Origin of the sequence: Sphingomonas kaistensis, assembly GCF_036884275.1 — a bacterium.
Lineage (GTDB): Bacteria > Pseudomonadota > Alphaproteobacteria > Sphingomonadales > Sphingomonadaceae > Sphingomicrobium > Sphingomicrobium kaistense_A.
Genome location: NZ_CP145607.1, coordinates 2,724,042 through 2,745,945, shown reverse-complemented (window position 1 = coordinate 2,745,945; position 21,904 = coordinate 2,724,042). Strand labels below are relative to the sequence as shown.

22 protein-coding genes are annotated in these 21,904 nt (G+C 66.3%); 9 read left to right on the top strand and 13 right to left on the bottom strand.

Annotated features, from left to right (window positions below):
• Nucleotides 1–69: 69 nt before the first annotated feature.
• From V6R86_RS13570 to V6R86_RS13560, 3 genes are all read left to right on the top strand, one after another.
• Nucleotides 70–237 (top strand): hypothetical protein, encoded by a 168-nt coding sequence (locus tag V6R86_RS13570; protein ID WP_338505246.1) that lies wholly within the window; start codon nt 70–72, stop codon nt 235–237.
• Nucleotides 238–304: 67 nt separating this feature from the next.
• On the top strand, nt 305–625 hold the full coding sequence (locus V6R86_RS13565) for a hypothetical protein (RefSeq protein ID WP_338505244.1): 321 nt from the start codon (nt 305–307) through the stop codon (nt 623–625).
• A 263-nt stretch (nt 626–888) separates the two neighbouring features.
• Complete coding sequence (locus tag V6R86_RS13560; RefSeq protein WP_338505241.1) at nt 889–1,980, top strand: acyltransferase; 1,092 nt, start codon at nt 889–891, stop codon at nt 1,978–1,980.
• 43 nt (nt 1,981–2,023) lie between these two features.
• Here the strand turns inward: V6R86_RS13560 and ychF are convergent, their stop codons facing one another.
• Nucleotides 2,024–3,124 carry a redox-regulated ATPase YchF gene (ychF, locus tag V6R86_RS13555; RefSeq protein WP_338505238.1) on the bottom strand — a complete coding sequence of 367 codons (1,101 nt, stop codon included), beginning with the start codon at nt 3,122–3,124 and terminating at the stop codon, nt 2,024–2,026.
• 137 nt (nt 3,125–3,261) lie between these two features.
• Between ychF and V6R86_RS13550 the strand changes: the two genes are divergently transcribed.
• Nucleotides 3,262–5,016 carry a diguanylate cyclase gene (locus V6R86_RS13550; protein WP_338505235.1) on the top strand — a complete coding sequence of 585 codons (1,755 nt, stop codon included), beginning with the start codon at nt 3,262–3,264 and terminating at the stop codon, nt 5,014–5,016.
• Here the strand turns inward: V6R86_RS13550 and V6R86_RS13545 are convergent.
• The 4 genes from V6R86_RS13545 to V6R86_RS13530 form a co-directional block, all read right to left on the bottom strand.
• On the bottom strand, nt 5,013–5,600 hold the full coding sequence (locus V6R86_RS13545; protein WP_338505503.1) for a TIGR02466 family protein: 588 nt from the start codon (nt 5,598–5,600) through the stop codon (nt 5,013–5,015). The two genes, V6R86_RS13550 and V6R86_RS13545, sit on opposite strands and share 4 nt — an antisense overlap.
• Nucleotides 5,597–6,169, bottom strand: coding sequence for an aminoacyl-tRNA hydrolase (gene pth / locus V6R86_RS13540; RefSeq protein ID WP_338505232.1), 573 nt, complete (start codon nt 6,167–6,169; stop codon nt 5,597–5,599). Before pth ends, V6R86_RS13545 begins: the two co-directional genes overlap by 4 nt.
• Nucleotides 6,170–6,217: 48 nt before the next feature.
• On the bottom strand, nt 6,218–6,853 hold the full coding sequence (locus V6R86_RS13535) for a 50S ribosomal protein L25/general stress protein Ctc (protein WP_338505229.1): 636 nt from the start codon (nt 6,851–6,853) through the stop codon (nt 6,218–6,220).
• Nucleotides 6,854–6,971: 118 nt separating this feature from the next.
• Nucleotides 6,972–7,877, bottom strand: a complete 906-nt coding sequence (locus V6R86_RS13530) for a pseudouridine synthase (protein WP_425335994.1) — start codon at nt 7,875–7,877, stop codon at nt 6,972–6,974.
• 24 nt (nt 7,878–7,901) lie between these two features.
• On the opposite strand from V6R86_RS13530, the gene V6R86_RS13525 reads away from it, so the two are divergent.
• A complete protein-coding gene (locus V6R86_RS13525) occupies nt 7,902–8,378 on the top strand; it encodes a response regulator (protein ID WP_338505227.1) in 477 nt (158 codons plus the stop codon).
• Between the two features lie 3 nt (nt 8,379–8,381).
• Here V6R86_RS13525 and V6R86_RS13520 read toward each other — a convergent pair whose 3' ends face one another.
• Complete coding sequence (locus tag V6R86_RS13520) at nt 8,382–9,566, bottom strand: aromatic ring-hydroxylating dioxygenase subunit alpha (RefSeq protein WP_338505224.1); 1,185 nt, start codon at nt 9,564–9,566, stop codon at nt 8,382–8,384.
• A gap of 70 nt (nt 9,567–9,636) precedes the next feature.
• Between V6R86_RS13520 and V6R86_RS13515 the strand changes: the two genes are divergently transcribed.
• Complete coding sequence (locus tag V6R86_RS13515; protein ID WP_338505221.1) at nt 9,637–11,379, top strand: AmpG family muropeptide MFS transporter; 1,743 nt, start codon at nt 9,637–9,639, stop codon at nt 11,377–11,379.
• Here V6R86_RS13515 and V6R86_RS13510 read toward each other — a convergent pair.
• The 4 genes from V6R86_RS13510 to V6R86_RS13495 are packed head-to-tail and all read right to left on the bottom strand — an operon-like array spanning nt 11,376 to nt 14,740.
• Nucleotides 11,376–12,671, bottom strand: coding sequence for a folylpolyglutamate synthase/dihydrofolate synthase family protein (locus tag V6R86_RS13510; RefSeq protein ID WP_338505219.1), 1,296 nt, complete (start codon nt 12,669–12,671; stop codon nt 11,376–11,378). The two genes, V6R86_RS13515 and V6R86_RS13510, sit on opposite strands and share 4 nt — an antisense overlap.
• Nucleotides 12,671–13,528, bottom strand: coding sequence for an acetyl-CoA carboxylase, carboxyltransferase subunit beta (accD, locus tag V6R86_RS13505; RefSeq protein ID WP_338505215.1), 858 nt, complete (start codon nt 13,526–13,528; stop codon nt 12,671–12,673). Before accD ends, V6R86_RS13510 begins: the two co-directional genes overlap by 1 nt.
• A gap of 22 nt (nt 13,529–13,550) precedes the next feature.
• Nucleotides 13,551–14,255 carry an orotidine-5'-phosphate decarboxylase gene (pyrF, locus tag V6R86_RS13500; protein WP_338505212.1) on the bottom strand — a complete coding sequence of 235 codons (705 nt, stop codon included), beginning with the start codon at nt 14,253–14,255 and terminating at the stop codon, nt 13,551–13,553.
• The gene (locus V6R86_RS13495) at nt 14,252–14,740 is read right to left on the bottom strand and encodes a hypothetical protein (RefSeq protein WP_338505209.1); all 489 of its coding nucleotides are present in this window, start codon (nt 14,738–14,740) and stop codon (nt 14,252–14,254) included. Before V6R86_RS13495 ends, pyrF begins: the two co-directional genes overlap by 4 nt.
• Here V6R86_RS13495 and V6R86_RS13490 point away from each other — a divergent pair.
• Complete coding sequence (locus tag V6R86_RS13490) at nt 14,727–15,983, top strand: serine hydrolase domain-containing protein (RefSeq protein WP_338505206.1); 1,257 nt, start codon at nt 14,727–14,729, stop codon at nt 15,981–15,983. The two genes, V6R86_RS13495 and V6R86_RS13490, sit on opposite strands and share 14 nt — an antisense overlap.
• 63 nt (nt 15,984–16,046) lie before the next feature.
• Nucleotides 16,047–16,562: a hemerythrin domain-containing protein gene (locus tag V6R86_RS13485; protein ID WP_338505202.1), complete on the top strand. Its 516-nt coding sequence runs from the start codon at nt 16,047–16,049 to the stop codon at nt 16,560–16,562.
• 43 nt (nt 16,563–16,605) lie between these two features.
• Here the strand turns inward: V6R86_RS13485 and V6R86_RS13480 are convergent, their stop codons facing one another.
• Nucleotides 16,606–16,848: a glutaredoxin gene (locus V6R86_RS13480; RefSeq protein ID WP_338505199.1), complete on the bottom strand. Its 243-nt coding sequence runs from the start codon at nt 16,846–16,848 to the stop codon at nt 16,606–16,608.
• A 98-nt stretch (nt 16,849–16,946) separates the two neighbouring features.
• Between V6R86_RS13480 and V6R86_RS13475 the strand changes: the two genes are divergently transcribed.
• Nucleotides 16,947–18,611: a DEAD/DEAH box helicase gene (locus V6R86_RS13475; protein ID WP_338505196.1), complete on the top strand. Its 1,665-nt coding sequence runs from the start codon at nt 16,947–16,949 to the stop codon at nt 18,609–18,611.
• Here V6R86_RS13475 and V6R86_RS13470 read toward each other — a convergent pair.
• Together V6R86_RS13470 and V6R86_RS13465 are read right to left on the bottom strand one after the other, a co-directional pair.
• Nucleotides 18,608–19,102, bottom strand: coding sequence for a hypothetical protein (locus V6R86_RS13470; RefSeq protein WP_338505193.1), 495 nt, complete (start codon nt 19,100–19,102; stop codon nt 18,608–18,610). The genes V6R86_RS13475 and V6R86_RS13470 overlap by 4 nt on opposite strands.
• 37 nt (nt 19,103–19,139) lie before the next feature.
• Complete coding sequence (locus V6R86_RS13465) at nt 19,140–21,455, bottom strand: ATP-dependent helicase (protein ID WP_338505190.1); 2,316 nt, start codon at nt 21,453–21,455, stop codon at nt 19,140–19,142.
• Nucleotides 21,456–21,904 lie beyond the last annotated feature (449 nt).

Below are 21,904 nucleotides of genomic sequence, written 5' to 3'. Positions count from 1 at the left end.
CGATCCTTTCCAAGCATCGAACAGCCATGCCGCAGCCGATCGTGCTGACGGCAGCAATGGAGATTTGCCATGTCGACCCAGACCCTGCGGCTGACCACGCTCAGCTATGTCATCGACCGTGCGCTTGCGGGTGAACTGCGGCGTGAGCGGCCGAGCCCGCTTCGCGTGTTCCGGCTGCGGCGCCTGAAACAGGTGATCAGGAGCCGCTTCGAGCGTCTGCTTCGCCGCCGCCGCTGACGGCGCCCTTTTCTGACTGATTGAACCGGCCCGGGTGCGATGGCGCCCGGCGCCGCTGGAGTTTTGCATGTTATCGAACGAAGACGCAGGTCGCGCCCGGTGGGCGGACGACCTTCAATCCCTGACGCGCCTCGAAGAATTGCTGTTGCGCTATCCCGAGCTCGATCCCGAAGAGCATCGCGAGGTCGGCGAGCGGCTGGTGGCAACCGGCCCGCTCGACATGGGGTTGCTATCCGCCAACCGGGCGGCGTGGAATCAGGCCGAACAATATCGGGCGGACAATCCGCACGTATTCAGGATGAGCCTTGGCAAACGCCTGATGCTGACGGCGCTGGCGGTGATGGCAGGCGCCATCATTTGGTGGCTGTCGGATATTGGGCTGCCGTAGATTACTATCGGCAAGGGCAGGACAGGTCGGTTTTCGCGATCCGTAACAATAGTGCCGGATCGATCGCTCGGATCTCGACTGTTCCATTTTGGACAATACGATCAACTGGCGCTCGATTTCCGGTAATTATCACTTTACCACCCACTGTTGAACGATAGCGCACCATGCTCGGGGTCGCACTGTTGTGCACATGGGGATGGTGCTCGCGTATGACTCCGAGAATAAGTGCGGCTGGGCAATTCCAGGCGCCAAGACTTGAACTGATGACAGTGCGCGGGATCGCCTGTCTGGCGCTGGTTTTTTACCATGTCGTCGGGCCGACCAGCGACAACGGAATGCATTTGCCGGAAGGCAGTGCCTGGAGGCAGGCGATGAGCAGCCTCGACTTCCTGCGCATGCCGACCTTCGCCTTGCTTGCCGGTTTTCTTTACGGTTCCCGGCGAGTCACCTCGTCCAATCTCGGACATTTTCTTGGGAAAAGAGCGCAGAGGCTGGGATTGCCGCTGCTTTTCGCGACGCTCTTCACGGTTGTCGCGCGTCGAATGGTCTATGGGGATCAGACCGTCCCGCTGGAGGCGATCTTTTTCCATTACCAGCATTTCTGGTTCCTGCAGGCGATCCTTCTGATCTACTTCTGCATGGCGATCTGGGACAGCAAGAGCCGACCGGGATGGTCGACCCTGCTGATCGTCGGGTTCGCTGCGACAATGTTGTCGCGGACCTTCTTCACGACGACGTTTCTCAGCTTCAATGGTGCGCTGTACCTGCTGCCCTACTTTATCGTCGGGATGATCCTTCAGAATCATTTGCACCTGCTTGCCAGGGCGGAACTGAGCAGATTGGCAATTGCGCTGGTCGTGACGGTTCTTGTGCTCCAGTGGACAGCGCAAACGGCGGGAGGAACCGAGTTTCATCGCCGGATGCTGTCGGCGACCATGTGCGGGATTGCCGGCGCCTATCTGATGCTGGTGCACTGCCCCCGGATCGCATTCGCGCAGTGGATTGGCCGCTACAGCTATACGATCTTTCTGTGGCACTCGATTTCAGGTGCGGCGGTTCGGCATTTGCTTGAGCGGTTGGTCGTTCTGCCAACCGCGCTGACGTTTGTTGTGTTGTCTGCTGTGTCCATCCTTATCCCGGTCGCGATTCATCTGGTCGTGCAGCGACTTCCGGGGGTGTCGCTGCTGGTCGCCGGAATTCCGATCAAGAAGGCTGTGCCGGGCACCGGACGACGCTGGCTTGCGCCGACAAACTATCTTTCCGCCAGGTCATCAATGCGACTGAAGGACCAAAGCGTCGGTCAGCCGTTGAAGAAGGAGCAGCAGGCGGAAATTGTCGCGGCAGTCGCCCCGTAATCGTAACGGGGTTGGTTGATCAGTCGGCGAATCTCTGAGGAGCTCAAACGTTGAACTTGAAGTGCAGCACGTCGCCGTCTGCAACGACATATTCCTTGCCTTCCTGGCGCAGCTTGCCGGCGTCGCGGGCGCCCGCTTCGCCGCCCACGGCGACATAATCGTCGAAGGCGATGGTTTCGGCGCGGATGAAGCCGCGTTCGAAGTCGGAATGGATGACCCCCGCGGCCTGCGGGCCCTTGGCGCCTTTCTCGACCGTCCAGGCGCGGGCTTCCTTGGGGCCGACGGTGAAGAAGGTGATGAGGTGAAGCAGCTCGTAGCCAGCGCGGATCACGCGGGCGAGGCCGGTTTCCTTGAGGCCCATTTCGGCGAGGAATTCGAGGCGCTCAGCCTCGTCCATGCCGACCAGTTCGGATTCGATCGCGGCCGAGACGACCACCGCGGTGGCGCCTTCGGCCTTGGCCTTGGCGAACACCTGCGCCGACAGCGCGTTGCCGTTGGCGGCATCTTCTTCGTTGACGTTGCAGACGTAGAGGATCGGCTTGGCGGTGATCAGTTGGGCCTGCGCGAAGACACGCGCTTCTTCCTCGTCCTTCGGGACGGTGAGGCGCGCGGGCTTGCCGTCGCGGAGCAGTTCGAGCGCCTGGGTCAGGACACTAGCGGCGATCTTCGATTCCTTGTCGCCCTGCTGGCCCTTCTTGACGAGGTTGGGAACGCGCTTTTCAAGACTTTCGAGGTCGGCGAGCAGAAGTTCGGTTTCGACCACTTCGGCGTCGGCCAGCGGGTCGACCTTGTTTGCGACATGCTGAATGTCGTCATTCTCGAAGCAGCGCAGGACGTGGACGATGGCGTCCACCTCGCGGATGTTGCCAAGGAACTGATTGCCGAGCCCTTCGCCCTTGCTGGCGCCCTTCACCAGGCCGGCGATGTCGACGAAGCCCAATTGCGTGGCGATGATCTTGGCCGATTTGGCGATCTCGGCCAGCTTGTCGAGGCGGGGATCGGGTACCGCGACCTGGCCGACGTTGGGCTCGATCGTGCAGAAGGGATAATTGGCCGCTTGCGCCGCCTGCGTTTCGGTGAGCGCGTTGAAAAGGGTCGATTTGCCGACGTTCGGCAGGCCGACGATGCCGCAGCGGAAGCCCATGGGTGTTCTCGATTGTGAAGGAAGTCGCGGCCGTCTAGCTTGCAGCGGCGGGACGGGCAATGTCCGGTGCCAGTTTCATCCGAAATGGCTACTGATACTCACGCGCCATTAACTGCAATCCGCCATCACCCCCCTTGATGACTTCGACGACATTGCTTGCTCGCCAATGGATGCTGGCGCTCGGATATGCGCTGCTGGCGGGGCTGGCGGTGACGCTGACCCGGTTCGACGGCGGGGTCGCGTTCCTGTGGGGTGCAAGCGCGCTGCTGATCGCGGCGCTGGTGCGCACGTCCCGGCGCAACTGGTGGGCGCCGCTGCTGACCTGCGGCGTGGTGGGCGCGCTGGTCACCGGGACCCTTGGGCTCGGCTGGGCGATCGCGCCGTTCCTGCTGGTCGCCAATCTGGGCGAGGCGCTGATCGCCGGCTATCTCCTGAAGCGCGATCGCAGCAGCGGCGAATTGATGGCGAGCCTCAACTGGTTCGGGCGGTTCTTGATCGCGATGATCGTCGGACCGATCGTGATGGCGCCGGTCGCGGGGGCGATCCTGTGGGCGTTCGGCGGCAGCTTCGCCCCGACGATCAAGCATTTCGCGATCGGCCATGCGCTGGGCAATCTGGCGCTGACCCCGATTGCCTACATGATGACCGGCCGCGCCGCGCAACAGGAAACCCGGCGGATCCTGCAGCGGCACCGGACATCGGTCTTGTGGCTTCTGCCGACGGTCGGACTGATCGTTTTCTTCACCTTCTGGCAGACCAGCTGGCCGATCCTGTTCCTGCCGGTGATGTGGGTGGTACTGGTGACCTTCCGGCTCGGCCGCCTGGGCGCCGCGGTCAGCCTTGCGCTGCTGACGGGGATCGGCGGCCTGCTGACTGCCAAGGGTTATGGCCCGGTGTCGCTGACCGCCGCGTCGCTTGGCGACCGGATGCAATTCTTTCAATTCTATCTGGCGGCAACGGTGCTGACGGTGATCCCGATCGCGGCCGACCTGCATAACCGCCAGAAACTCCATCGCAGCCTGCGGCGAAGCGAAGCCGAGTTCCGGCTGCTGGCGGAGCATTGTACCGACGTCATCATGCGCATCTCGACCGACGGCCGGATCCTCTACGCCTCGCCTTCGGTCGAATTGGTCACCGGTTATCGTCCCGGTGAACTGATCGGTGGCCACAGCCGGATGCTGATCGACAAGGCGGATTTCGCCTACGTCCGGGATGAACATCGTGCCACGCTGGCCGCTGGGGGTGAGGCGCGGACCTACAGTTATCGCACGATAATCAAGAGCGGCGAGCAGCGCTGGTTCTCGACCCACGGGCGCGCGCTCCTGGACGAGGACGGCGAGCCGATCGAGCTATTATCCTACATTCGCGACATCACCGGCGCCAAGGCCGACGAGCGCGAATGGGTGCAGGCGGCGCTGACCGACAGCCTGACAGGGCTGCCCAATCGCCGGGCGTTCGAACGGGCCACGGCGAGACGCGTGGCGGACGGGGCGGCGGGGCGGACCTGCGTCGCCTTGTTCGATCTCGATCATTTCAAGACCATCAACGACCGCTTCGGCCACGATGTGGGCGACGAGGTGCTGAAGAATTTTGCCGCTCGGGCGCTACGGTCGACAAGGCCGGTCGACATGCTGGCACGGCTGGGCGGTGAGGAGTTCGCCCTGTTGATCGAGGACGCCGACATCGACCAGGCCTACGACATCTGCGAGCGGATCCGGCAGGACGTCGCGAACAGCCTTATTCCGGCGTCGCCCGGGGCAGTGCGGCTCACAGTCAGCGGCGGGGTGGCGGAGCTGGGTCCGGAGGGGCTGGGGGCCGCGCTCAAGGCCGCGGATGAGGCGCTCTACCGCGCCAAAAGGAGCGGGCGCGACCGGTTGCTGCTGGCCGCTTAGGCGAAGTTGAAGCTGACGCTCAGCCGCTCACCGCGGGCGGTGCCGGGCAGGACCTCGTGACGCAGCCAGCTTTCCCATAGCAGGAGCTGGCCCGGGCGAGGGTGCACGGTGACGAAGGGGCGCAGCGGTTCGTGCGCGTCGGGGCGGCGGGTCGGCGCGGCCATCATCATCGGCAGGCGCGGGTCCTCGAAACGGATTGCGCCGGCGCCGTCCGGGATCTCCACATAAAGCGTGCCCGACAGGATCGAGTGCGGGTGGATGTGCGCGCTGTGGTGGCCGCCGGGCTTCAGCTTGTTGACCCACAAGCTGTCGAGCTTGGGCTTCACGTCCCACGCGAGATCGCGGGCGAAGCTTGCGGCATGGCGGGTCAGCGCCTTGGCGAGGTCGGCGAAGACGGGGTCGCGGCGCGGCAGGTCATCTAGCGAGGCGTAGCTGGTGTAGCCCTTGTAGCCATGCTCCCTGGCCCAGCGGCGCCCGGCGCCGTCGTCTTCGGCGAGGCTGTGGATCGAGTGGGCGAGTTCGTCGATATCGAACTTCAGATCGGCTTCGTAAAGCGGTGTGGCGAAGAGCTGGCGCATCGTCAGTCGTGGTGCAGCCGCATGGCGACGTCGCTCATGAAACGGACATCGTCGCCTTTCGCCAGCCAGTCGGCTTCGGCGGCGAGGGCGGCGAGCAGGTCGGACAGGGGCTCCATCTCGCTCTTGGCGTAATTGCCGAGCACGTGGCCGGTCACCCGGTCCTTGTGGCCGGGGTGGCCGATGCCGATGCGCACGCGGCGGAAGTCGGGCCCGACCGAGGCGTTGATCGAGCGCAGGCCGTTGTGCCCGGCGAGGCCGCCGCCGACCCGGACCTTGACCTTCATCGGGGCGAGATCGAGCTCGTCATGCAGGACCGTGAGCGCGTCGACGTCGAGTTTGTAGAAGTGCAGCGCCTGCTGAACCGAGCCGCCGCTGTCGTTCATGAAGGTCTGAGGCTTGAGCAGCAGAACCTTCTGCCCGCCGATGCGGCCTTCGGAAATGAGGCCGCGATGCTTCTTCTGCCAGGGCGAGAAGCCGTGGATTTCGGCAATGGTGTCGACGGCCATGAAGCCGACATTGTGCCGATGCAGCGCATATTGCGCGCCGGGATTACCGAGGCCGGTCCAGATCTGCATCGAAAGGGAAACTCCCCTCCCGCGCGGACACGGGAGGGGAGGAACCGATTACTCGGCGTCGCCGGCGGCTTCTTCGCCTTCGCCGTCGACGGTGGTATCACCCTCGTCGCTCTTCAGCGCCGACGGAGCCACGATCGTCGCGATGGTGAAGTCGCGGTCGGTGATGGTCGGGGTCGCGCCCTCGGGCAGGGTGACGTTCGAGATGTGGATCGAATCGCCCACGTCGAGGCCCTTGAGGCTGACTTCGATGTCGTCGGCGATTTCCGACGCGTCGCAGACGAGCTCGATCTCGTGCTTGACGATGTTAAGCACGGCGCCGCGCTTGATGCCGGGGCTTTCCTCTTCGTCGGTGAAGCGCACGGGCACGTTGACGGTGACCTTGCTGTGCTCACCGATGCGCAGGAAGTCGACATGGACCGGGCGGCTGGTGACGGGGTGGAACTGCACGTCCTTGGGAAGGGTGCGCGTCGTCTTGCCGCCGGCGTCGATCATCACGACCGAGTTCATGAAGTGGCCGGTCGACAGCATCTTGGCGAGGACCTTTTCCTCGACGTGGATGCTCAGCGGCTCCTGGTTGGCGCCATAGACAACGGCGGGGACTCGGCCCGAGTTACGCAGCTCACGGGAGGCTCCCTTGCCAGCCCGGTCGCGCGTTTCGGCGGTCAGCGTCAGCTGTTCGCTCATACGTGCATTCCTTTGAAAAAGAGTGTTGTACCGCTCCCCACGCCTCCAGGGATGACCATGCAGGAGCGGGCGGGCGCATAGCGCGGGTAGGTCGCAAAGGCAACGTGCCCGCCCGCGATCAGGGCTGGCGCGAATCCTTTGTCGCCGGCGTCTTCAGCGTCTGGCGGAAGCGGAACAGTTCCTCGCGCTGGACTTCGCCGACCTGGCCGGGCTCGAGATCGAGCATGGTGAAGGGGCCATAGCTGACCCGGATCAGGCGGCTGACCTGAAGCCCGAGATGTTCGAGCACGCGGCGGACTTCGCGGTTCTTGCCTTCGGTCAGGGCCAGTTCGATCCAGCAATTGGCACCGGTACGGCGTTCGAGATTGGCGTCGATCGAGCCGTAGCGCATGCCCTCGATCTCGATTCCGTCGGCAAGCTCCTCGAGCTGGGCCTGGCTGATCTCCCCAAACGCGCGGGCGCGGTAGCGGCGGACGACGGCCGTGGCGGGAAGCTCTAGCTGGCGCTTCAGTTCACCGTCGTTGGTGAGGAGCAGCAGCCCTTCCGTCATATAGTCGAGCCGCCCGACCGGCATGACCCGCGGCAGGCCGCCCGGCAGGCGGTCGTAGATGGTCGGCCGGCCCTTGGGGTCGTTGGCGGCGGTGAGGCAGCCGGCGGGCTTGTAGAAGCGCCATAGCCGGGCCGCGGCGGGCGGAGCGACGGGCTTGCCGTCGACGGTCACGCCGCGCAGGTTTTCGAGCAGGGTAGCGGGCGTGGTCAGGATTTCGCCGTCGAGCGCGATCCGGCGTTCCTCAATCATCCGTTCAATATCGCGGCGCGAGGCGACGCCGGCGCGGGCCAGCAGCTTGGCGATACGCTGCGGGCCGGTTTCGCGCGGCGGTCCGGGCGGCTTGCCTCGCGGGCCGCTCGGAAATGGCCGCGCAGGCCGTGCGCCTGTGGCGGGCGGGGCACGACGAGAAGTTTTCGCGGGGCCTTGCGGCGGGCGGGGACCGCGGGGACCCGTCGGTCGTTGGGGGGGCACGATTCAATCCTCTTCGAAGGTAATGCGATGCTGTTCGGCACCCGGGAACGTCACGTCAAGCGCATCCTGATCGTCGAGGACGAGCCGCTGGTGGCGTTCGACAACGAGACCATGGTGGCCGCTGCGGGCTACACGGTCGTGGCGACGGTGGATAGCGTGCGCGAGGCGCTGGCCGTGCTGGAGCGCGAAGCTGCCCCTTCTGCCGAAGAAAGCGAGGAAGCCGAGGGCGGGGTCGATCTGATCCTCAGCGACATCCAACTGACGGGCAAGCGCACCGGCATCGATCTTGCGGCCGAAGCGCAGGCGCGGGGCATTCCCCTGTTGCTGGCGACCGCCAATCCGCCCGAAGTGGGCGATGGCAATTCGCTAGGCGTGTTGTGCAAACCCTATAACGAGCGGCGGCTGAAAGCGGCGCTGAAGATGGTCGAACAGATCCTCGGCGGCAAAGCCAAGGTGAAGGCGCCGGACGGGGTGATCCTTTACGCCCGGCCGCTCGCCGCCTGAGGATCAGTCCGACAGGGCCGTGTCGATCATGGCGTGGAATTCGGCGAGGCCATGCTCGAGCGTGCCGAGCGTGATGTCTTCGATCAGGCCGCTCGCCAATCCGCAGTGACAGAGCGCGGCGGCGCGGAAATCCTCGGCGGCGAAGGTGCCTTCGTCGAGCAGGGTCCAGCTCTTGTCCCAATGCCGCTCTTCTTCCGCGTCGCGCGGGGGCGCGGGGATCAGCATGATGTCCTCGACCGCCGTGTGCCCGACGTCCTGCGGCCAGCAGGTGAGGATGTTGAGATAGTCGGGGCTCATCACGAGGATGGCGTTGGGAAACAGGTGATAGGTGAAGGTCATCGCCCGCCGCAGCTGGCGCCAGTCGTCACGGTCGATGCGGCCGAGATAGTCGGTGCGCCCGACCGCCGCGCGCTGATGTGGGCCGATGCGATCGGCGACGGTGATGCCGTCGGCGAAGAACGGCGCGATGGTCTGCGCGTGGAGGCGCTGGACGTGATAGCTTTCGAGAAAGGCATCGACGATCAGCTTCCAGTTGGCGGCGACCTCGTGGGTGCGGCGACGGTAGAGGTGGAGGTCGGGAAGGCCGAAGGCATCGAGGTCTGGCGCTAGGGCCTCTGCCGAGGCGAAGTCGGCGGCGGGGTCCTGCGCAAACCAGATCAGGCCGCCGCTTTCGATGGCGGGGAAGCGGCGCAATCCCATGTCGCCTTTGTCGAGGCCGGGGAAGCAGTCGGCGCGGGGCAGCCCGGCGAGCGCGCCGTCGGGTCTGTAGGCCCAGGCGTGGTAGGGGCAGACGATCCGCTTGGCCGGGACGATGCCGGTGCCTTCGACTAGCCGGGTGCCGCGGTGGCGGCAGGCATTGGCGAGGATGTGGACCTGGCCATCCTCGTCGCGGCTGACGATCAGCGGGACCCCATAGCCGTCATGCGCGACTGCGGTGCGGGGAGAGGGCAGCATGGCCGAGGGGCCGAGCACCAGCGGCAGGCGAGCGAAGAGGCGTGTCCGCTCCGCCTCGAACCGCGCGTGGTCGGTGTAGACGCTGGCCGGAAGGCGGACGATCCCGTCGCCCAGCATCTCGCCGCCGCCCGCCAGCCGTTCGGCAAGAACGAGCTGGCCGGGGGTCGGGCGGATCGACTTGGCCGGGGCATCCATCGCGGCAGACTGCGCCTGAGGCCGGGCGGGCGCAAGCACTCACGGGCTGTTCAGGCGAAATGCGGCTGCTAGACGAGTGACAGGGCAAGAAGCGGGAAGGGAACGGTCCTTGGCGACAGCGGCGGCAGCGGACGACACGGCGAAGGTGGAGCAGCCCAAGGGCTGGCGGCTGATCAGGACGGCGCTGTCCAATCGCAAGACGGCGGTGATGCTGGCGTTCGGGTTCGGCGCGGGGCTTCCCTTCACGCTGCTGATCGGCACGCTGAACGCGTGGCTTGGCGAATGGCAGATCGACCTCGCCACCATCGGCGTGCTGTCGTGGATCGGCCTTGCCTATGCCTTTAAGTTCCTGTGGTCACCGCTGGTCGACCGGGTGCGCTTGCCGGGCCTGGAGCGGCTTGGGCGGCGGCGCGGGTGGCTGCTGCTGTGCCAGATCATCCTGACCCTGACCTTTTTCGGGCTGTCGCTGTCCGATCCGCGGCTGGCGCTTGGGACCTTTGCGCTGATCGCGGTGATCGGGGCGTTCGCCTCGGCGACGCAGGACGTGGTTATCGACGCTTGGCGGATCGACGTCGCCGACGAGGAAGCGCCGGTCGAGATCCTGTCCTCCATCTACCAGCTCGGCTTCCGCATCGCCGCGCTGATCGGCGGCGCGCTGGCACTGGTGTTGTCCGAACGGATGAGCTGGCCGGCGGTCTATGCGGTGATGGGCGTATTCATGGGGCTGACCCTGATCGCGACCTTGCTGGCGCCCGACACCCCGCGCACCGCGTCCGAAGAACAGCAATCGGCGCTTCGCCGCGCAGGCGCCATTTCGCCCAAACTGCGCGCGATCGGGCTTGGCATCGTCGGGCTCGGCTGGGCGTGGGCGATCTGGACGGTGGGCGCGTTCATGGCGGACATGCTGGGCGGCGCGGTCGATCCAGCAACCGGCAAGCCGCCGAGCGTCGGCGATTTCACCAAGACCTACGGCCCGCTGATCGTTGCCGCGACCGTGCTGATCCCGGCAATCGTGGCGGCGGTGTTCAACTGGCTGGCGGCGCGGCCGCATTATGTGCTGGAGCGCGATGTGCCGGCCTCGAGCGGGCTCGAGCGCACAGCCGACCATGCCTATGGCGCGCTGATCCTGCCGCTCGCCGAGCTGGTGCGCCGCATGGGCTGGGGCGTGATCATCGTGATGGGGCTGATCCTCAGCTACCGAATCACCGACAATATCTGGGGCAGCTTCGCCTTCCCATTCTATCTTCAGGAACTGCAGTACACCGGGGACGAGGTAGCGTTCGCGTCGAAGATCTTCGGCGTTTTCATGACCATGGCGGGGATCGCGATCGGCGGGATCATGTTCGCGACCGTGGGGCGGATGCCGACCCTGATGATCGGCGCGATCGTCGCGGCGGCGAGCAACCTTCTGTATGCTGACCTGGCGTCGGGCGCGCCGTATATCGATGCCTTTGCCCGGACCTTCGGGCTGGACGCGTTCGGGCATGACCTGCGGATGGTCCGGCTGCTGATCGCCATTTCGGGCGAGAATATCGCGGGCGGTCTCGCCGGGGCGGCGTTCGTCGCTTACCTGTCGTCGATAACCAGCCGCGAATTCAGCGCGGTGCAATATGCGCTATTGTCGTCGCTCACCTTCCTGATCGGCTCGCTCGGCCGGGCGGCCTTGGGCGAGATGATCGATCAGGTCGGTTATGCGCCGGTGTTCTACCTGACCGCGACGATCGGGCTGGTCGCCGTGGGGTTTGTCGCGCTGGAATGGGCACGCCAGGGCTGGACCGGGCGGCAGTCGCGGGCGAGCGGGCCGGTACCGGCAGGCGATGCGGCCCGCGCGGCGCAAGGCGATACGGCCTAGTCCGGGGCTTCGTCGTTGAGGGCGAGGACCTCGCCGGCGAGGTAGAGCGAGCCGGCGATCAGGATCGCGGCACCGGGCGGCACGCTGGCCAGAGCGGATCGGAAGTCGGCGTGGGCGTGCGCGGGAAGACCTTGCGCGGTGGCGGTGACGGCGAGGGCGTCGGCGGTCATCGCCAGCGGGTGGTCGAAGCCGATGGCGAGGACTTGGCTCACCAAGCCCCGGAAGGGGGCGAGGAGGCCGGCAGCATCCTTAGTGGTGAGCGCACCGACGATGAGGTGGAGCGGGCGGCCGGCGGTAAGCTCGGCGATGCTGGCGGCGAGGACCGCCGCGGCTTGCGCATTGTGGCCGCCGTCGAGCCAGACGTCGCGGATGCCGATCAGCGGACCGGGACGGAGCTTCTGGAGGCGAGCAGGCCAGCGGACATCGGGCATGGCGCGGGCGAGGGCGGCGTCGGGCATGGCCAGTGCCGACTGATGGCGCAACATGGCGATGGCCAGCGCGGCGTTGTCGGCCTGATGCGCGCCTGGGAGCGCGGGGAGGGGGAGGTCGAGGCTGCCCTGCGCGTCGCGATAATGGAGGCGGTCGTCGGCGACGCGGCTAAGCCAGTGTTCGCCTTGCACGAACAATGGCGCGCTGCGTGATTGTGCGACAGCGCGGACTCGAGCGGCGGCTTCGGGCGGAGACGAGAGCGTGACAAGTGGAACGCCTGCCTTGGCGATGCCGGCTTTCTCGGCCGCGATGTCCGCCAAGCTTTCGCCCAGCCATTGCTGGTGATCGAGGCCGAGCGCGGCGATTCCGGTGACGGCGGGGCGCTCGACCACGTTGGTCGCGTCGAGGCGGCCGCCCATGCCGACTTCCAGCACCAGGGCGTCGGCGGGGGTGCGGGCGAAGGCGAGCAAGGCGGCGGCAGCGGTGGCCTCAAAGAAGCTGGGGGCGATGTCGCTGCCCGCGTCGAGCACTTCGCCAAGCAGCGCGGCGAGCGCCTCGTCGTCGATCAGGTGGCCGGCGAGGCGGATGCGTTCGTTGAAGCGGACGAGGTGGGGCGAGGTGAAGACATGGACGCGCGCGCCCGCGGCTTCGAGCGCGGCGCGCAGGAACGCGCAGGTCGAGCCTTTGCCGTTGGTCCCGGCGACATGAAACACCGGCGGCAACGCCGCTTGCGGATTGCCGAGGCGGTCCAGCAGCTCGGTGATCCGCTCGAGCCCGAGGCGATCGCCGCCCGGGCTAAGCTGCGTCAGCCGGTCGAGCTCGGCCTGCACGCCCGGATGGTCCGAGCGGGCCCCGTCGGCCATCAGGCGGCCGCTTGGCTCGCCGGCGCGAGATAGTCGATCAGGCTGCCAAGCGTGGCGCGCAACTCGCGGCGATGGGTGACCATGTCGATCATCCCATGCTCGAGCAGATATTCGGCGCGCTGGAAGCCGTCGGGCAGCTTTTCGCGGATGGTCTGCTCGATGACGCGTTGGCCGGCGAAGCCGATCAGGGCGCCGGGCTCTGCCAGCTGCACATCGCCGAGCATCGCGTAGCTGGCGGTGACGCCGCCGGTGGTCGGGTCGGTCAGCACCACGATATAGGGGAGGCCCGCATCGCGCAGCATCTCAATCGCGACGGTGGCGCGGGGCATCTGCATCAGGCTCAGAATGCCTTCCTGCATGCGCGCGCCGCCGGCGGCGGTGAAGATGATGTAAGGCAGCTTGGCGGCGATCGCAGCCTTGATCCCGGCAACAAGGGCCGATCCGACCGCCACGCCCATCGATCCGCCCATGAAGGCGAAGTCCTGCACCCCGACGATCGCCTCACGCCCTTCGATCTTGCCGCGGGCGTTGAGAAAGGCGTCCTTCTCCTCGGTCGCGGTGCGGGCGGCCTTGATCCGGTCGGTGTATTTCTTGGTGTCGCGGAACTTGAGCGGATCCTCGCGCACGTCGGGGCTGGCGAGGAGCGTGTATTCGCCCTCGTCGAACAGCTGCGCGAAACGGGTGCGGGCGCGGATGCGGTCGTGATGGTCGCAGCGCGGGCAGACCTGCAGATTGTCTTCCCATTCCTTGGTGAAGACCATCGCGTCGCACTTCTTGCACTTGTGCCAGAGCGTGTCGGTAGTCTGGCGCTTGGGCAGGAAGGAAATGGAATTACGGACCCGGGTGAGCCAGCTCATAGGTTTGTCCTTGGGAAGAACGTCAGGCGCCGGCGGTTAGCGCGGGGCGTGAGAGGAGGGAAGCCGCGACGGATCGCGCGGCCTCGGCCGGGTCCGCGGCGGCGGTGATCGGACGGCCGATGACGAGAATGGAGGCGCCTCGGCCGAGGGCGTCGGCCGGGGTCAGAACGCGCTTCTGGTCGCCGAGGTCGCTTCCGGCGGGGCGGAGGCCGGGGACGACGAAGGTGCCGCCGGGCCAGCGGACGGCGGCACCCGCGACTTCTTCGCCCGAGCAGACGATCCCGTCGCAGCCCGCGTGGCGGGTGAGGTCGGCGAGACGCTCGACCTGCTCGGCGGGGGAAGAGGTTACGCCGATGTCGGCGAGGTCGGCCGAATCGAGGCTGGTCAGCACGGTCACCGCGACGACCTTGCAGCCTGCGGGCGCGGCGGCCTTGGCGGCTTCCAGCATGGCGCGGCCACCGGCGGCGTGAACGGTCAGCACGGCAGGCGAAAGCGGGGCGAGGGCGGCGACGGCCTTGCCGACGGTGTTGGGAATATCGTGGAGCTTGAGGTCGAGAAAAATCGGAAGCCCGGTCTCACCGAGCGCGCGGACCCCGGACGGGCCATTGGCGGCGAAGAATTCAAGGCCGAGTTTCAGCCCGCCGACGTGCGGCGCAACCGCCTTTGCCAGCGCTTGCGCGGCGGCGAGGTCGGGCGTGTCGATGGCGACGAAGACCGAATTGCTCACAGCGCGAAGTCCCTGTCGGCGGCGGCCACGGTGGGCGCGATCTGCGGGGCCGGGGGATTGGCGACCGACAGCCGCCGTTCGAGCCGCCATTGCCGCGCGCGCATCACGAGAAATGTCGGCAGGAAGCCGAGCAAAAGCGCGATCAGGACCAGCAGCGGCAGCTTCACGTCCGCTTGCAGTGAGCCCCACAGGTTGATCGTCACGTCGAACCAGTTGTTGCGGGCGATGATCGCCAGAAACACGGCCAGCACGACCCAGAAGAGCGTTCGCAGGAACTGCATGACGTTGCGACTTAATGGCGATGGCTCTTCTTGACCAGAGTTGCGCCGCTTCGTCGCTGACAGGCTTCGCTTCGCCGCAGCTGGCATGACCGGACAGTTGAGCGCCGCGCCCCTTGGCTCCAAGCCGCGACGCGGGGAGGACAGGTCACTGAAGAAGCGCGTCATCGCTGGCGCGGGCGCCGTCTTGTTGATGGGCGCCGCCATTGCCAGCATCCGGGTCGTCGAGCCCGTCGGCACCGCAGAAAGCAAGGCGGCGCAAGTGCGCGCCGCGAGCCTGCAGCTCGCCAAGGTCCAGCCGGCCGCGCGCCAGCGGGTCGATTATGCGCGTCTCGATGCGCGGCTGAAGCGGCTGGCCGAGAAGCCGACGGTGGTGGGTCTGGCGGTCGGCGTGGTCGAGAACGGCCGGATCACCTTTCTGTCGGGCTATGGCGAGACCCTGGAAGGGTCGGGCGAGAAGGTGACCCCAGACACGGTGTTCCGCTGGGCTTCGGTCAGCAAGGGCGTCGCGGGAACGATGGTCGCCAAGCTGGCCGAGCAGGGCAAGATCAGGCTCGACGCGCCGGTGGTGAATTATGCGCCGGGGCTGAAGCTTCCGGGCGGCAACGAGTATCGTGCCAGCGTAACCGACGTGCTGAGCCACCGGCTGGGCCTGTATCGCAACGCGCTCGACAACAAGCTGGAGGAAGGGCAGTCGCCGCAAATCCTGCGGGCACAGCTTGCCAGCCTCAACGCCATTTGCCCGCCCGATACCTGCTGGTCCTATCAGAATATCGCCTTCGACGCGGCGAGCGACATGGTCGCGCGGGCGACGGGCATCCCGTATCAGGAAGCGGTGCGGCAGCAGTTGTTCGGGCCGCTGGGCATGACCAGCGCGAGCTTGACCCGCGAGGGGCTGGTCAGCGCCAGGAGCTGGGCGCGGCCGCACACGGTCGGGCGCCGACCGCTGGAGGTACTGGAGCCTTATTACCGGGTGCCGGCGGCGGGCGGGGTCAACAGCAATATCAAGGACATGTCCTTGTGGATGATCGCGCAGATGGGCGGCATGCCCGCGGTGCTCGACCAGAAATTGCTCGACACCATTCACGCGCCGCTGGTGAAGACGCCGGGCGAACGGCAGCGGTTGCGCAAGTTCCTCGAGCGGATCGGCGAAGCGCAATATGGCCTCGGCTGGCGCTCCTATGATTATGCCGGGCGGCGGATCGTCGGCCATCGCGGCGGGGTCAACGGTTATCGTTCGCTGATCCTGTTCGATCCCGCGATGAAGAGTGGTGTGGTGGCGCTGTGGAACAGCAATACCAGCCAGCCGGGCGGGCTCGAATTCGAGGTGATGGACATGCTCCACGGCCTGCCGTTCCGCGACTGGATGGAGATCGACAAGGCAGGCGGCCCGGTGCCCGAACCGGCGAGCGAGGACACTGCCAGCGTGGGGAACGGCGACCGGCGCTAGAGCGCCGGAACCATCGCCTCGCCCGTCCTGTTTGCTCTTCTGAATCTATTCCGGAGAGAACTCATGGCCGACAAAGCCCCCGACGCGATCACCTTGCTCAAGAACGACCACCGTGAGGTGGAGGACCTGTTCAAGAAATACGAAAAGGAAGAAAGCGCCGCCGCCAAGCGCAAGATCGCGACCGAGATCGCTAGCGCGCTGATCGTCCACACCAAGATCGAGAACGATCATTTCTATCCGGCGTGCGAAGGCCATGTCGACGAAGCCAAGCTCAAGGAAGCCTATGTCGAGCATGATGCGGCGACCGTTCTGATCGCCGAGATCCTGGCGAGCGACAAGGGCGACGAATATGCCGAAGCCAAGGTCAAGGTGCTGAGCGAAGAGATCGAGCATCATGTCGGCGAGGAAGAGCGCTGGCTGACCGGCATCTTCAGCCAGGCCAAGCGGCATGGCGTCGACATGGACGCGCTGGGCGTCGAACTGGCCGAGGCCAAGACGCGCTATGAAGCCGAAATCGCCAAGGACGGCCCGCAGGCGCATCTCGACGCGTTGAAGAAAACCAAGCTGGCGACGGCTTGAGGGGAAACGTCATCCCGGTTTCAGCCGGGACGACGTTTTTGCATCAGGCGTGCGCGCTCAGGAATTTCTCGAGATCGCTGCACCCGCCGATGGTTTCGCCGTCGATGACGATCAGCGGCGTGGTCGACAGGCCGTGCTCGGCCTTGAAGGCATCGGTTTCTTCGCGGGTCGTGAGCTGATGCTCTTCGACCTCGAAGCCGTTGTCGTTCAGCAATTCGAGCGCACGGCGGCCGAATGGGCATTCATGGTCGGGAAGGACCATGCGGGTGATCTGGGCTTTGGGCATGGGAATGACTCTCCTTGAAAGAGCATCGAAGCGCCCGGAAGTCGCCCCCGGTTCCGCGCCGGTGGTCTTTCGCAACGTTTCGGCCTATGGGCGGCGCCATGCTTCATGAACATCTCCCTTCGGCGCTCGCCCGGGCGCTCGAAACGCGCGGCTATGAAACGCTGACCGAAGTCCAGGACGCGGTGTCCACGCCCGAAGCGGCGGGCCGCGATCTCCTCGTGTCCGCCCGCACCGGGTCGGGCAAGACCGTCGCCTTCGGCCTTGCGATGGCCGGCGACCTGCTGGGCGAGGCCGAGCGGCTGCCCTTTGCGCTAAAGCCGCTGGCGCTGGTGATCGCCCCGACCCGCGAGCTTGCGTTGCAGGTGTCGACCGAATTGCAGTGGCTGTACGAGCCCGCAGGCGGACGCGTGCTGACCTGCGTCGGCGGCATGGACCCGGTGCGCGAGCGCCGTGCGCTCGAAAATGGCACGCACATCGTGGTCGGCACGCCGGGCCGCCTGCGCGACCACCTTGAACGCGGGGCGCTCGACCTGTCGAGCCTCAAGGTCGTGGTGCTCGACGAAGCCGACGAGATGCTCGACATGGGCTTCCGCGAGGAGCTGGAGGAAATCCTCGATGGCGCTCCGGCCGAACGCCGGACTTTGTTGTTTTCCGCCACCCTGCCCAAACCGATCGTCGCGCTTGCCCGGCGTTACCAGCGCGACGCGTTGCGGATCAGCACGGTCGAGACCAGCGCCGGGCATGGCGACATTGCCTATCAGGCGGTGACCGTCCGCCCGACCGACGTAGAGCACGCGGTGGTCAACCTGCTTCGCTTCCACGAGGCGGAAACGGCGATCCTGTTCTGCGCGACGCGCGAAGCGGTTCGGCGGCTGCACGGCAGCCTCTCGGAGCGCGGCTTCACCGCCGTCGCCTTGTCGGGCGAGCATAGCCAGGCCGACCGCAACCGTGCGCTCCAGGCGCTGCGCGATAAGCGGGCGCGGGTGCTGGTCGCGACCGACGTCGCGGCGCGGGGCATCGATCTTCCTTCCGTCAGCCTCGTGATCCACGTCGAATTGCCGCGCGATGCGGAAGCCTTGCAGCACCGCTCAGGCCGCACCGGCCGTGCCGGACGCAAGGGCACGGCGGTGCTGATCGTTCCCAACATGCGCCGCCGGCGGGTCGAGGGCATGCTTCGCCTGGCCCGCATCCCGGTCGAATGGACCGAGGTGCCCAGCGCCGAGGCGATCCGCGATCAGGATCGGGCGCGCCTGCTGGCGCAGTTCGACGAGCCGCAGCCGCAGGACGAGGGCGACGCCAACCTGGCCGCCGCTTTGCTCGACCGGCTTGGGCCGCAGGGCGTGGCGCAGGCGCTGGTTGCGCGGCTTCATGCCGATCTGCCCGCTCCCGAAGATCTGCTCGAAGGGCCGGGCGACGACGGACCGCGTCATGGCGGGTTCGAAGGCGCGGGCTGGTTCAAGATCAATGCCGGGCGGCGGCAGGGCGGCGATCCCAAATGGCTGTTGCCGCTGATCTGCCGCATCGGCCACGTGCCGCGGACCGAGATCGGCGCGATCAAGGTTGCGGCAACCGAAAGCTTCTTCGAAGTCAGCCCGCGCGCATTGCAGACCTTTGTGAAAGCGCTGCGCAAGAACTCGGCCGCGATGGCCGAGGACGGCATCCTGGTCGAAGCCAGCACCAGTCCGGACGAGCATCATGCCGCCGGCGGCGGTCCGCCGAAGCCGCGGCAGGGCCCGCGCGGGCCACGTCCGCAGCGGCGTTAAGCGAGGGCTTTCTGGAGCTCGGCCTTAGTCATGGTCGAGCGGCCCTTGATGTCCTGCTTGCGCGCCTCGGCCATGAGATCGGCCTTGGTCGGCTCGCCGTGGCGCGCGGCTGAGGTCTTGCGCGCGACGTCCTTTGGCTGGGCGGAGAATTGTTTGCCCTTGCGGGTGTCGGCGCGCTTTTTGGCGGTGGTGCGCTTGTATTCGGAGTCGCTCAGCGCCTCGCGCGCCTTCTTCGGCAGATAGCGTTCGCCGGTCTCGCCGCTTTCCTTGCCGGACTTGGTGCCCCATTCCTCGCGGGTCCATTCGGCGAGGTGGTTGTCGGCGCTCTTCTTGCCGCGATGGCCGCCGCCGGCTTTCTTATATTCGGCGACCGCGAGCTGCGCCTTGCGGGCCGACCATTCGCCCTTGTCGCCGCCTTTATCACCGGCGGTGACCCGCTTCTTGATCTTTTCCCAAAGGGCAGGGTCGGTCTTTTCGGCGGTCTCGGACATGCCGAGAAAAACCGGCGGATGGCGGCGGCGGTTCCGTTCAACCGAGGCTGACAAAGCTGTCGAGCACGCGCTTGCGACCGGCATGCTCGAAATCGATCTCGAGCTTGTTGCCCTCGATCGCGGCGATGGCGCCGTAGCCGAACTTGCCGTGGAACACGCGCTGCCCGACGCTGAGATCGTCGCGGCCCTTGTTGCCGAGGCTGACCGCCGAGGCGCGTGCTTCGACGATGCGCTGGGGAACGGGGGTGAAGGTCTGCGCCGCGCGGCCGAAGCCGGGGCCGCGGGTCGACAGGCGGTCAGGGCGCTGGGCGGCGACATGGGCGAAGGGATCGCCATGCTCGCTCCACTGCGCGCGCCACAGCGATTCGCCGCCGGTCATGGTGGTCTCTTCCTCGATATGCTCCTTGGGCAGTTCGCCGACGAAGCGGCTCGGTATCGAGCTTGTCCACTGGCCATAGATGCGGCGGTTGGCGGCGTGGAAGATGGTCGCCTTTTCCCGCGCCCGGGTAATCGCGACATAGGCGAGCCGGCGTTCTTCCTCGAGGCTGGCGGTGCCGCCTTCGTCGAGCGCGCGCTGCGAAGGGAACACACCTTCTTCCCACCCGGCGAGATAGACGATCGGGAATTCGAGCCCCTTGGCGGCGTGGATGGTCATGATGGTGACCTTCTCGCCGGTCTTGTCGGCGTCATTGTCCATGACCAGGCTGACATGCTCGAGGAAGGAGGGAAGATTCTCATACTCCTCCATCGCGCGGGTCAGTTCGGCGAGATTTTCGAGCCGGCCGGTGGCTTCGGCGGTGCGCTCGTTTTGGAGCGCGGCGGTGTAGCCACTTTCGTCGAGCAATTGTCGGGCGAGCTCGGCATGGGCCGGCGGCGCGCCGAGCGGGGCGGGGGTGTCGGCCGCGGCCAGGTGCATCTGCCGCCAGCGCGCGAAGTCGCCGACGAAGCGGCCGAGGCTGCGCTTGGCCTGCGGGGTGAGTTCGTCCGAATCGAGCATTTGCGCGGCGGCGAGCAGGAGCGGCTGGCCTGAGGCGCGGGCATAGCGGTGGATGTTGGCCACCGCCTTGTCGCCGAGGCCGCGCTTGGGGGTGTTGACGATCCGCTCGAACGCGAGGTCGTCGGACGGACTTTGCACCAGGCGCAGATAGGCCAGCGCGTCGCGGATTTCGGCGCGTTCGTAAAAGCGAAAGCCGCCGACGATCTGGTAGGGGAGGCCGATCGCAATGAAGCGTTCTTCGAACTCGCGGGTCTGAAACTGGGCGCGCACGAGGATGGCGATATCGCTGAGACTGCCGCGGCGTTGGTGTTGTTCGGCCTCTTCGCCGACGCGGCGGGCTTCCTCCGGGCCGTCCCACACGCCGACCACCTTCACCTTTTCGCCCGTATCGACCTCGGTCCACAGGTCCTTGCCGAGGCGGCCCGAATTGTTAGCGATGAGGCCTGAGGCGGCGCCGAGAATATGCGGGGTGGAGCGGTAATTCTGCTCGAGCCGGATCACCGCCGCGCCCGGAAAATCGCGCTCGAAGCGGAGGATGTTAGCGACTTCGGCGCCGCGCCAGGAGTAGATCGACTGGTCGTCGTCACCGACGCAGCAGAGGTTGCGGCGCGGTTCGGCAAGAAGCTTGAGCCACTCATACTGGACCGCGTTGGTGTCCTGATATTCGTCCACCAGCAGATATTTGAAGCGGGTGCGATAGCGTTCCAGCACGTCCTCATGAGTGCGGAAGATGACCAGCATGTGCAGCAGCAGGTCGCCGAAATCGCAGGCGTTCACCGCCTTCAACCGGTCCTGATACTGCTTGTAGAGGTCGGCGCCCCGGCCATTGGCAAAGGCTTCGGATTCACCCGCGTCGACCTGCTCGGGGGTGAGGCCCTTGTTTTTCCAGCGGTCGATCAGGCCGGACAATTGGCGCGCGGGCCAGCGTTTTTCGTCGATCTCGGCCGCGACGATGAGCTGCTTCATCAGGCGGAGCTGATCGTCGGTGTCAAGGATGGTGAAGTTCGATTGCAGCCCGGCGAGTTCGGCATGGACGCGGAGCATCTTGGCGGCGATCGAGTGAAAGGTGCCGAGCCACGGCATGCCCTCGATCGCGCCGCCGCTGATCCGGCTGATCCGCTCGCGCATCTCGCGCGCGGCCTTGTTGGTGAAGGTGACCGCCAGGATCTCGCTCGGCCAGGCTTTGCGGGTGGCGATGAGGTGCGCGAGGCGTGCGGTCAGCGCGGCGGTCTTGCCGGTGCCCGCTCCGGCCAGCACCAGGACCGGGCCTTCGGTCGTCAGCACGGCTTCGCGCTGAGGCGCGTTCAGGCTGGCGAGATAGGCGGGCTCGGGCGACAGGGCGGCGGATTCGGACACGTCCAAGCAGGTAGGACGGGGAGAACGGAACGGCAACAGCGAGGGCCGAAACCTTTGCTCCCGATATCCCCGTTATCCACAGGCTGGGCGCCCAAGATTCCGCTTTGCGCGACTCGCGAAAGGAGTCATCTTCATCAGGTGATCGGGGGGCAACCGGCCCTCTCCTCCAAGGGACCCGCAAGGGTCAGGCGGCGGGAAAGGGAACGAACTTCCGATCTCCGCCGGCACGGCGACGAAGTGGAATTCGGTTTTGCTATGATTGGGCTTCCCCAGGATGCCCGGACGGAGCGAACCGGAGGATCTTCGAAGCGAAGCCGGCAAGAGGCGCCGGAAGAGATGATCGTCTCACCGCCGCAGGCCGGGCATTCCGCAAGGATTGTCAGGGCAGCGCGAAAGACGATGATCCCAAGAAGGGCCGCGAACGGACGGTTGGTGGCGACTTGAAACTG

What these genes read in the sequence shown, in the direction of transcription:
- V6R86_RS13570 (WP_338505246.1), top strand. Translation starts at nt 70, where the DNA reads ATGTCGACCCAGACCCTGCGGCTGACCACGCTCAGCTATGTCATCGAC.
- V6R86_RS13565 (WP_338505244.1), top strand. Translation starts at nt 305, where the DNA reads ATGTTATCGAACGAAGACGCAGGTCGCGCCCGGTGGGCGGACGACCTT.
- V6R86_RS13560 (WP_338505241.1), top strand. Translation starts at nt 889, where the DNA reads ATGACAGTGCGCGGGATCGCCTGTCTGGCGCTGGTTTTTTACCATGTC.
- ychF (WP_338505238.1), bottom strand. Translation starts at nt 3,124, where the DNA reads ATGGGCTTCCGCTGCGGCATCGTCGGCCTGCCGAACGTCGGCAAATCG.
- V6R86_RS13550 (WP_338505235.1), top strand. Translation starts at nt 3,262, where the DNA reads ATGACTTCGACGACATTGCTTGCTCGCCAATGGATGCTGGCGCTCGGA.
- pth (WP_338505232.1), bottom strand. Translation starts at nt 6,169, where the DNA reads ATGCAGATCTGGACCGGCCTCGGTAATCCCGGCGCGCAATATGCGCTG.
- V6R86_RS13535 (WP_338505229.1), bottom strand. Translation starts at nt 6,853, where the DNA reads ATGAGCGAACAGCTGACGCTGACCGCCGAAACGCGCGACCGGGCTGGC.
- V6R86_RS13525 (WP_338505227.1), top strand. Translation starts at nt 7,902, where the DNA reads ATGCTGTTCGGCACCCGGGAACGTCACGTCAAGCGCATCCTGATCGTC.
- V6R86_RS13510 (WP_338505219.1), bottom strand. Translation starts at nt 12,671, where the DNA reads ATGGCCGACGGGGCCCGCTCGGACCATCCGGGCGTGCAGGCCGAGCTC.
- accD (WP_338505215.1), bottom strand. Translation starts at nt 13,528, where the DNA reads ATGAGCTGGCTCACCCGGGTCCGTAATTCCATTTCCTTCCTGCCCAAG.
- V6R86_RS13490 (WP_338505206.1), top strand. Translation starts at nt 14,727, where the DNA reads ATGGGCGCCGCCATTGCCAGCATCCGGGTCGTCGAGCCCGTCGGCACC.
- V6R86_RS13495 (WP_338505209.1), bottom strand. Translation starts at nt 14,740, where the DNA reads ATGGCGGCGCCCATCAACAAGACGGCGCCCGCGCCAGCGATGACGCGC.
- V6R86_RS13485 (WP_338505202.1), top strand. Translation starts at nt 16,047, where the DNA reads ATGGCCGACAAAGCCCCCGACGCGATCACCTTGCTCAAGAACGACCAC.
- V6R86_RS13480 (WP_338505199.1), bottom strand. Translation starts at nt 16,848, where the DNA reads ATGCCCAAAGCCCAGATCACCCGCATGGTCCTTCCCGACCATGAATGC.
- V6R86_RS13475 (WP_338505196.1), top strand. Translation starts at nt 16,947, where the DNA reads ATGCTTCATGAACATCTCCCTTCGGCGCTCGCCCGGGCGCTCGAAACG.
- V6R86_RS13470 (WP_338505193.1), bottom strand. Translation starts at nt 19,102, where the DNA reads ATGTCCGAGACCGCCGAAAAGACCGACCCTGCCCTTTGGGAAAAGATC.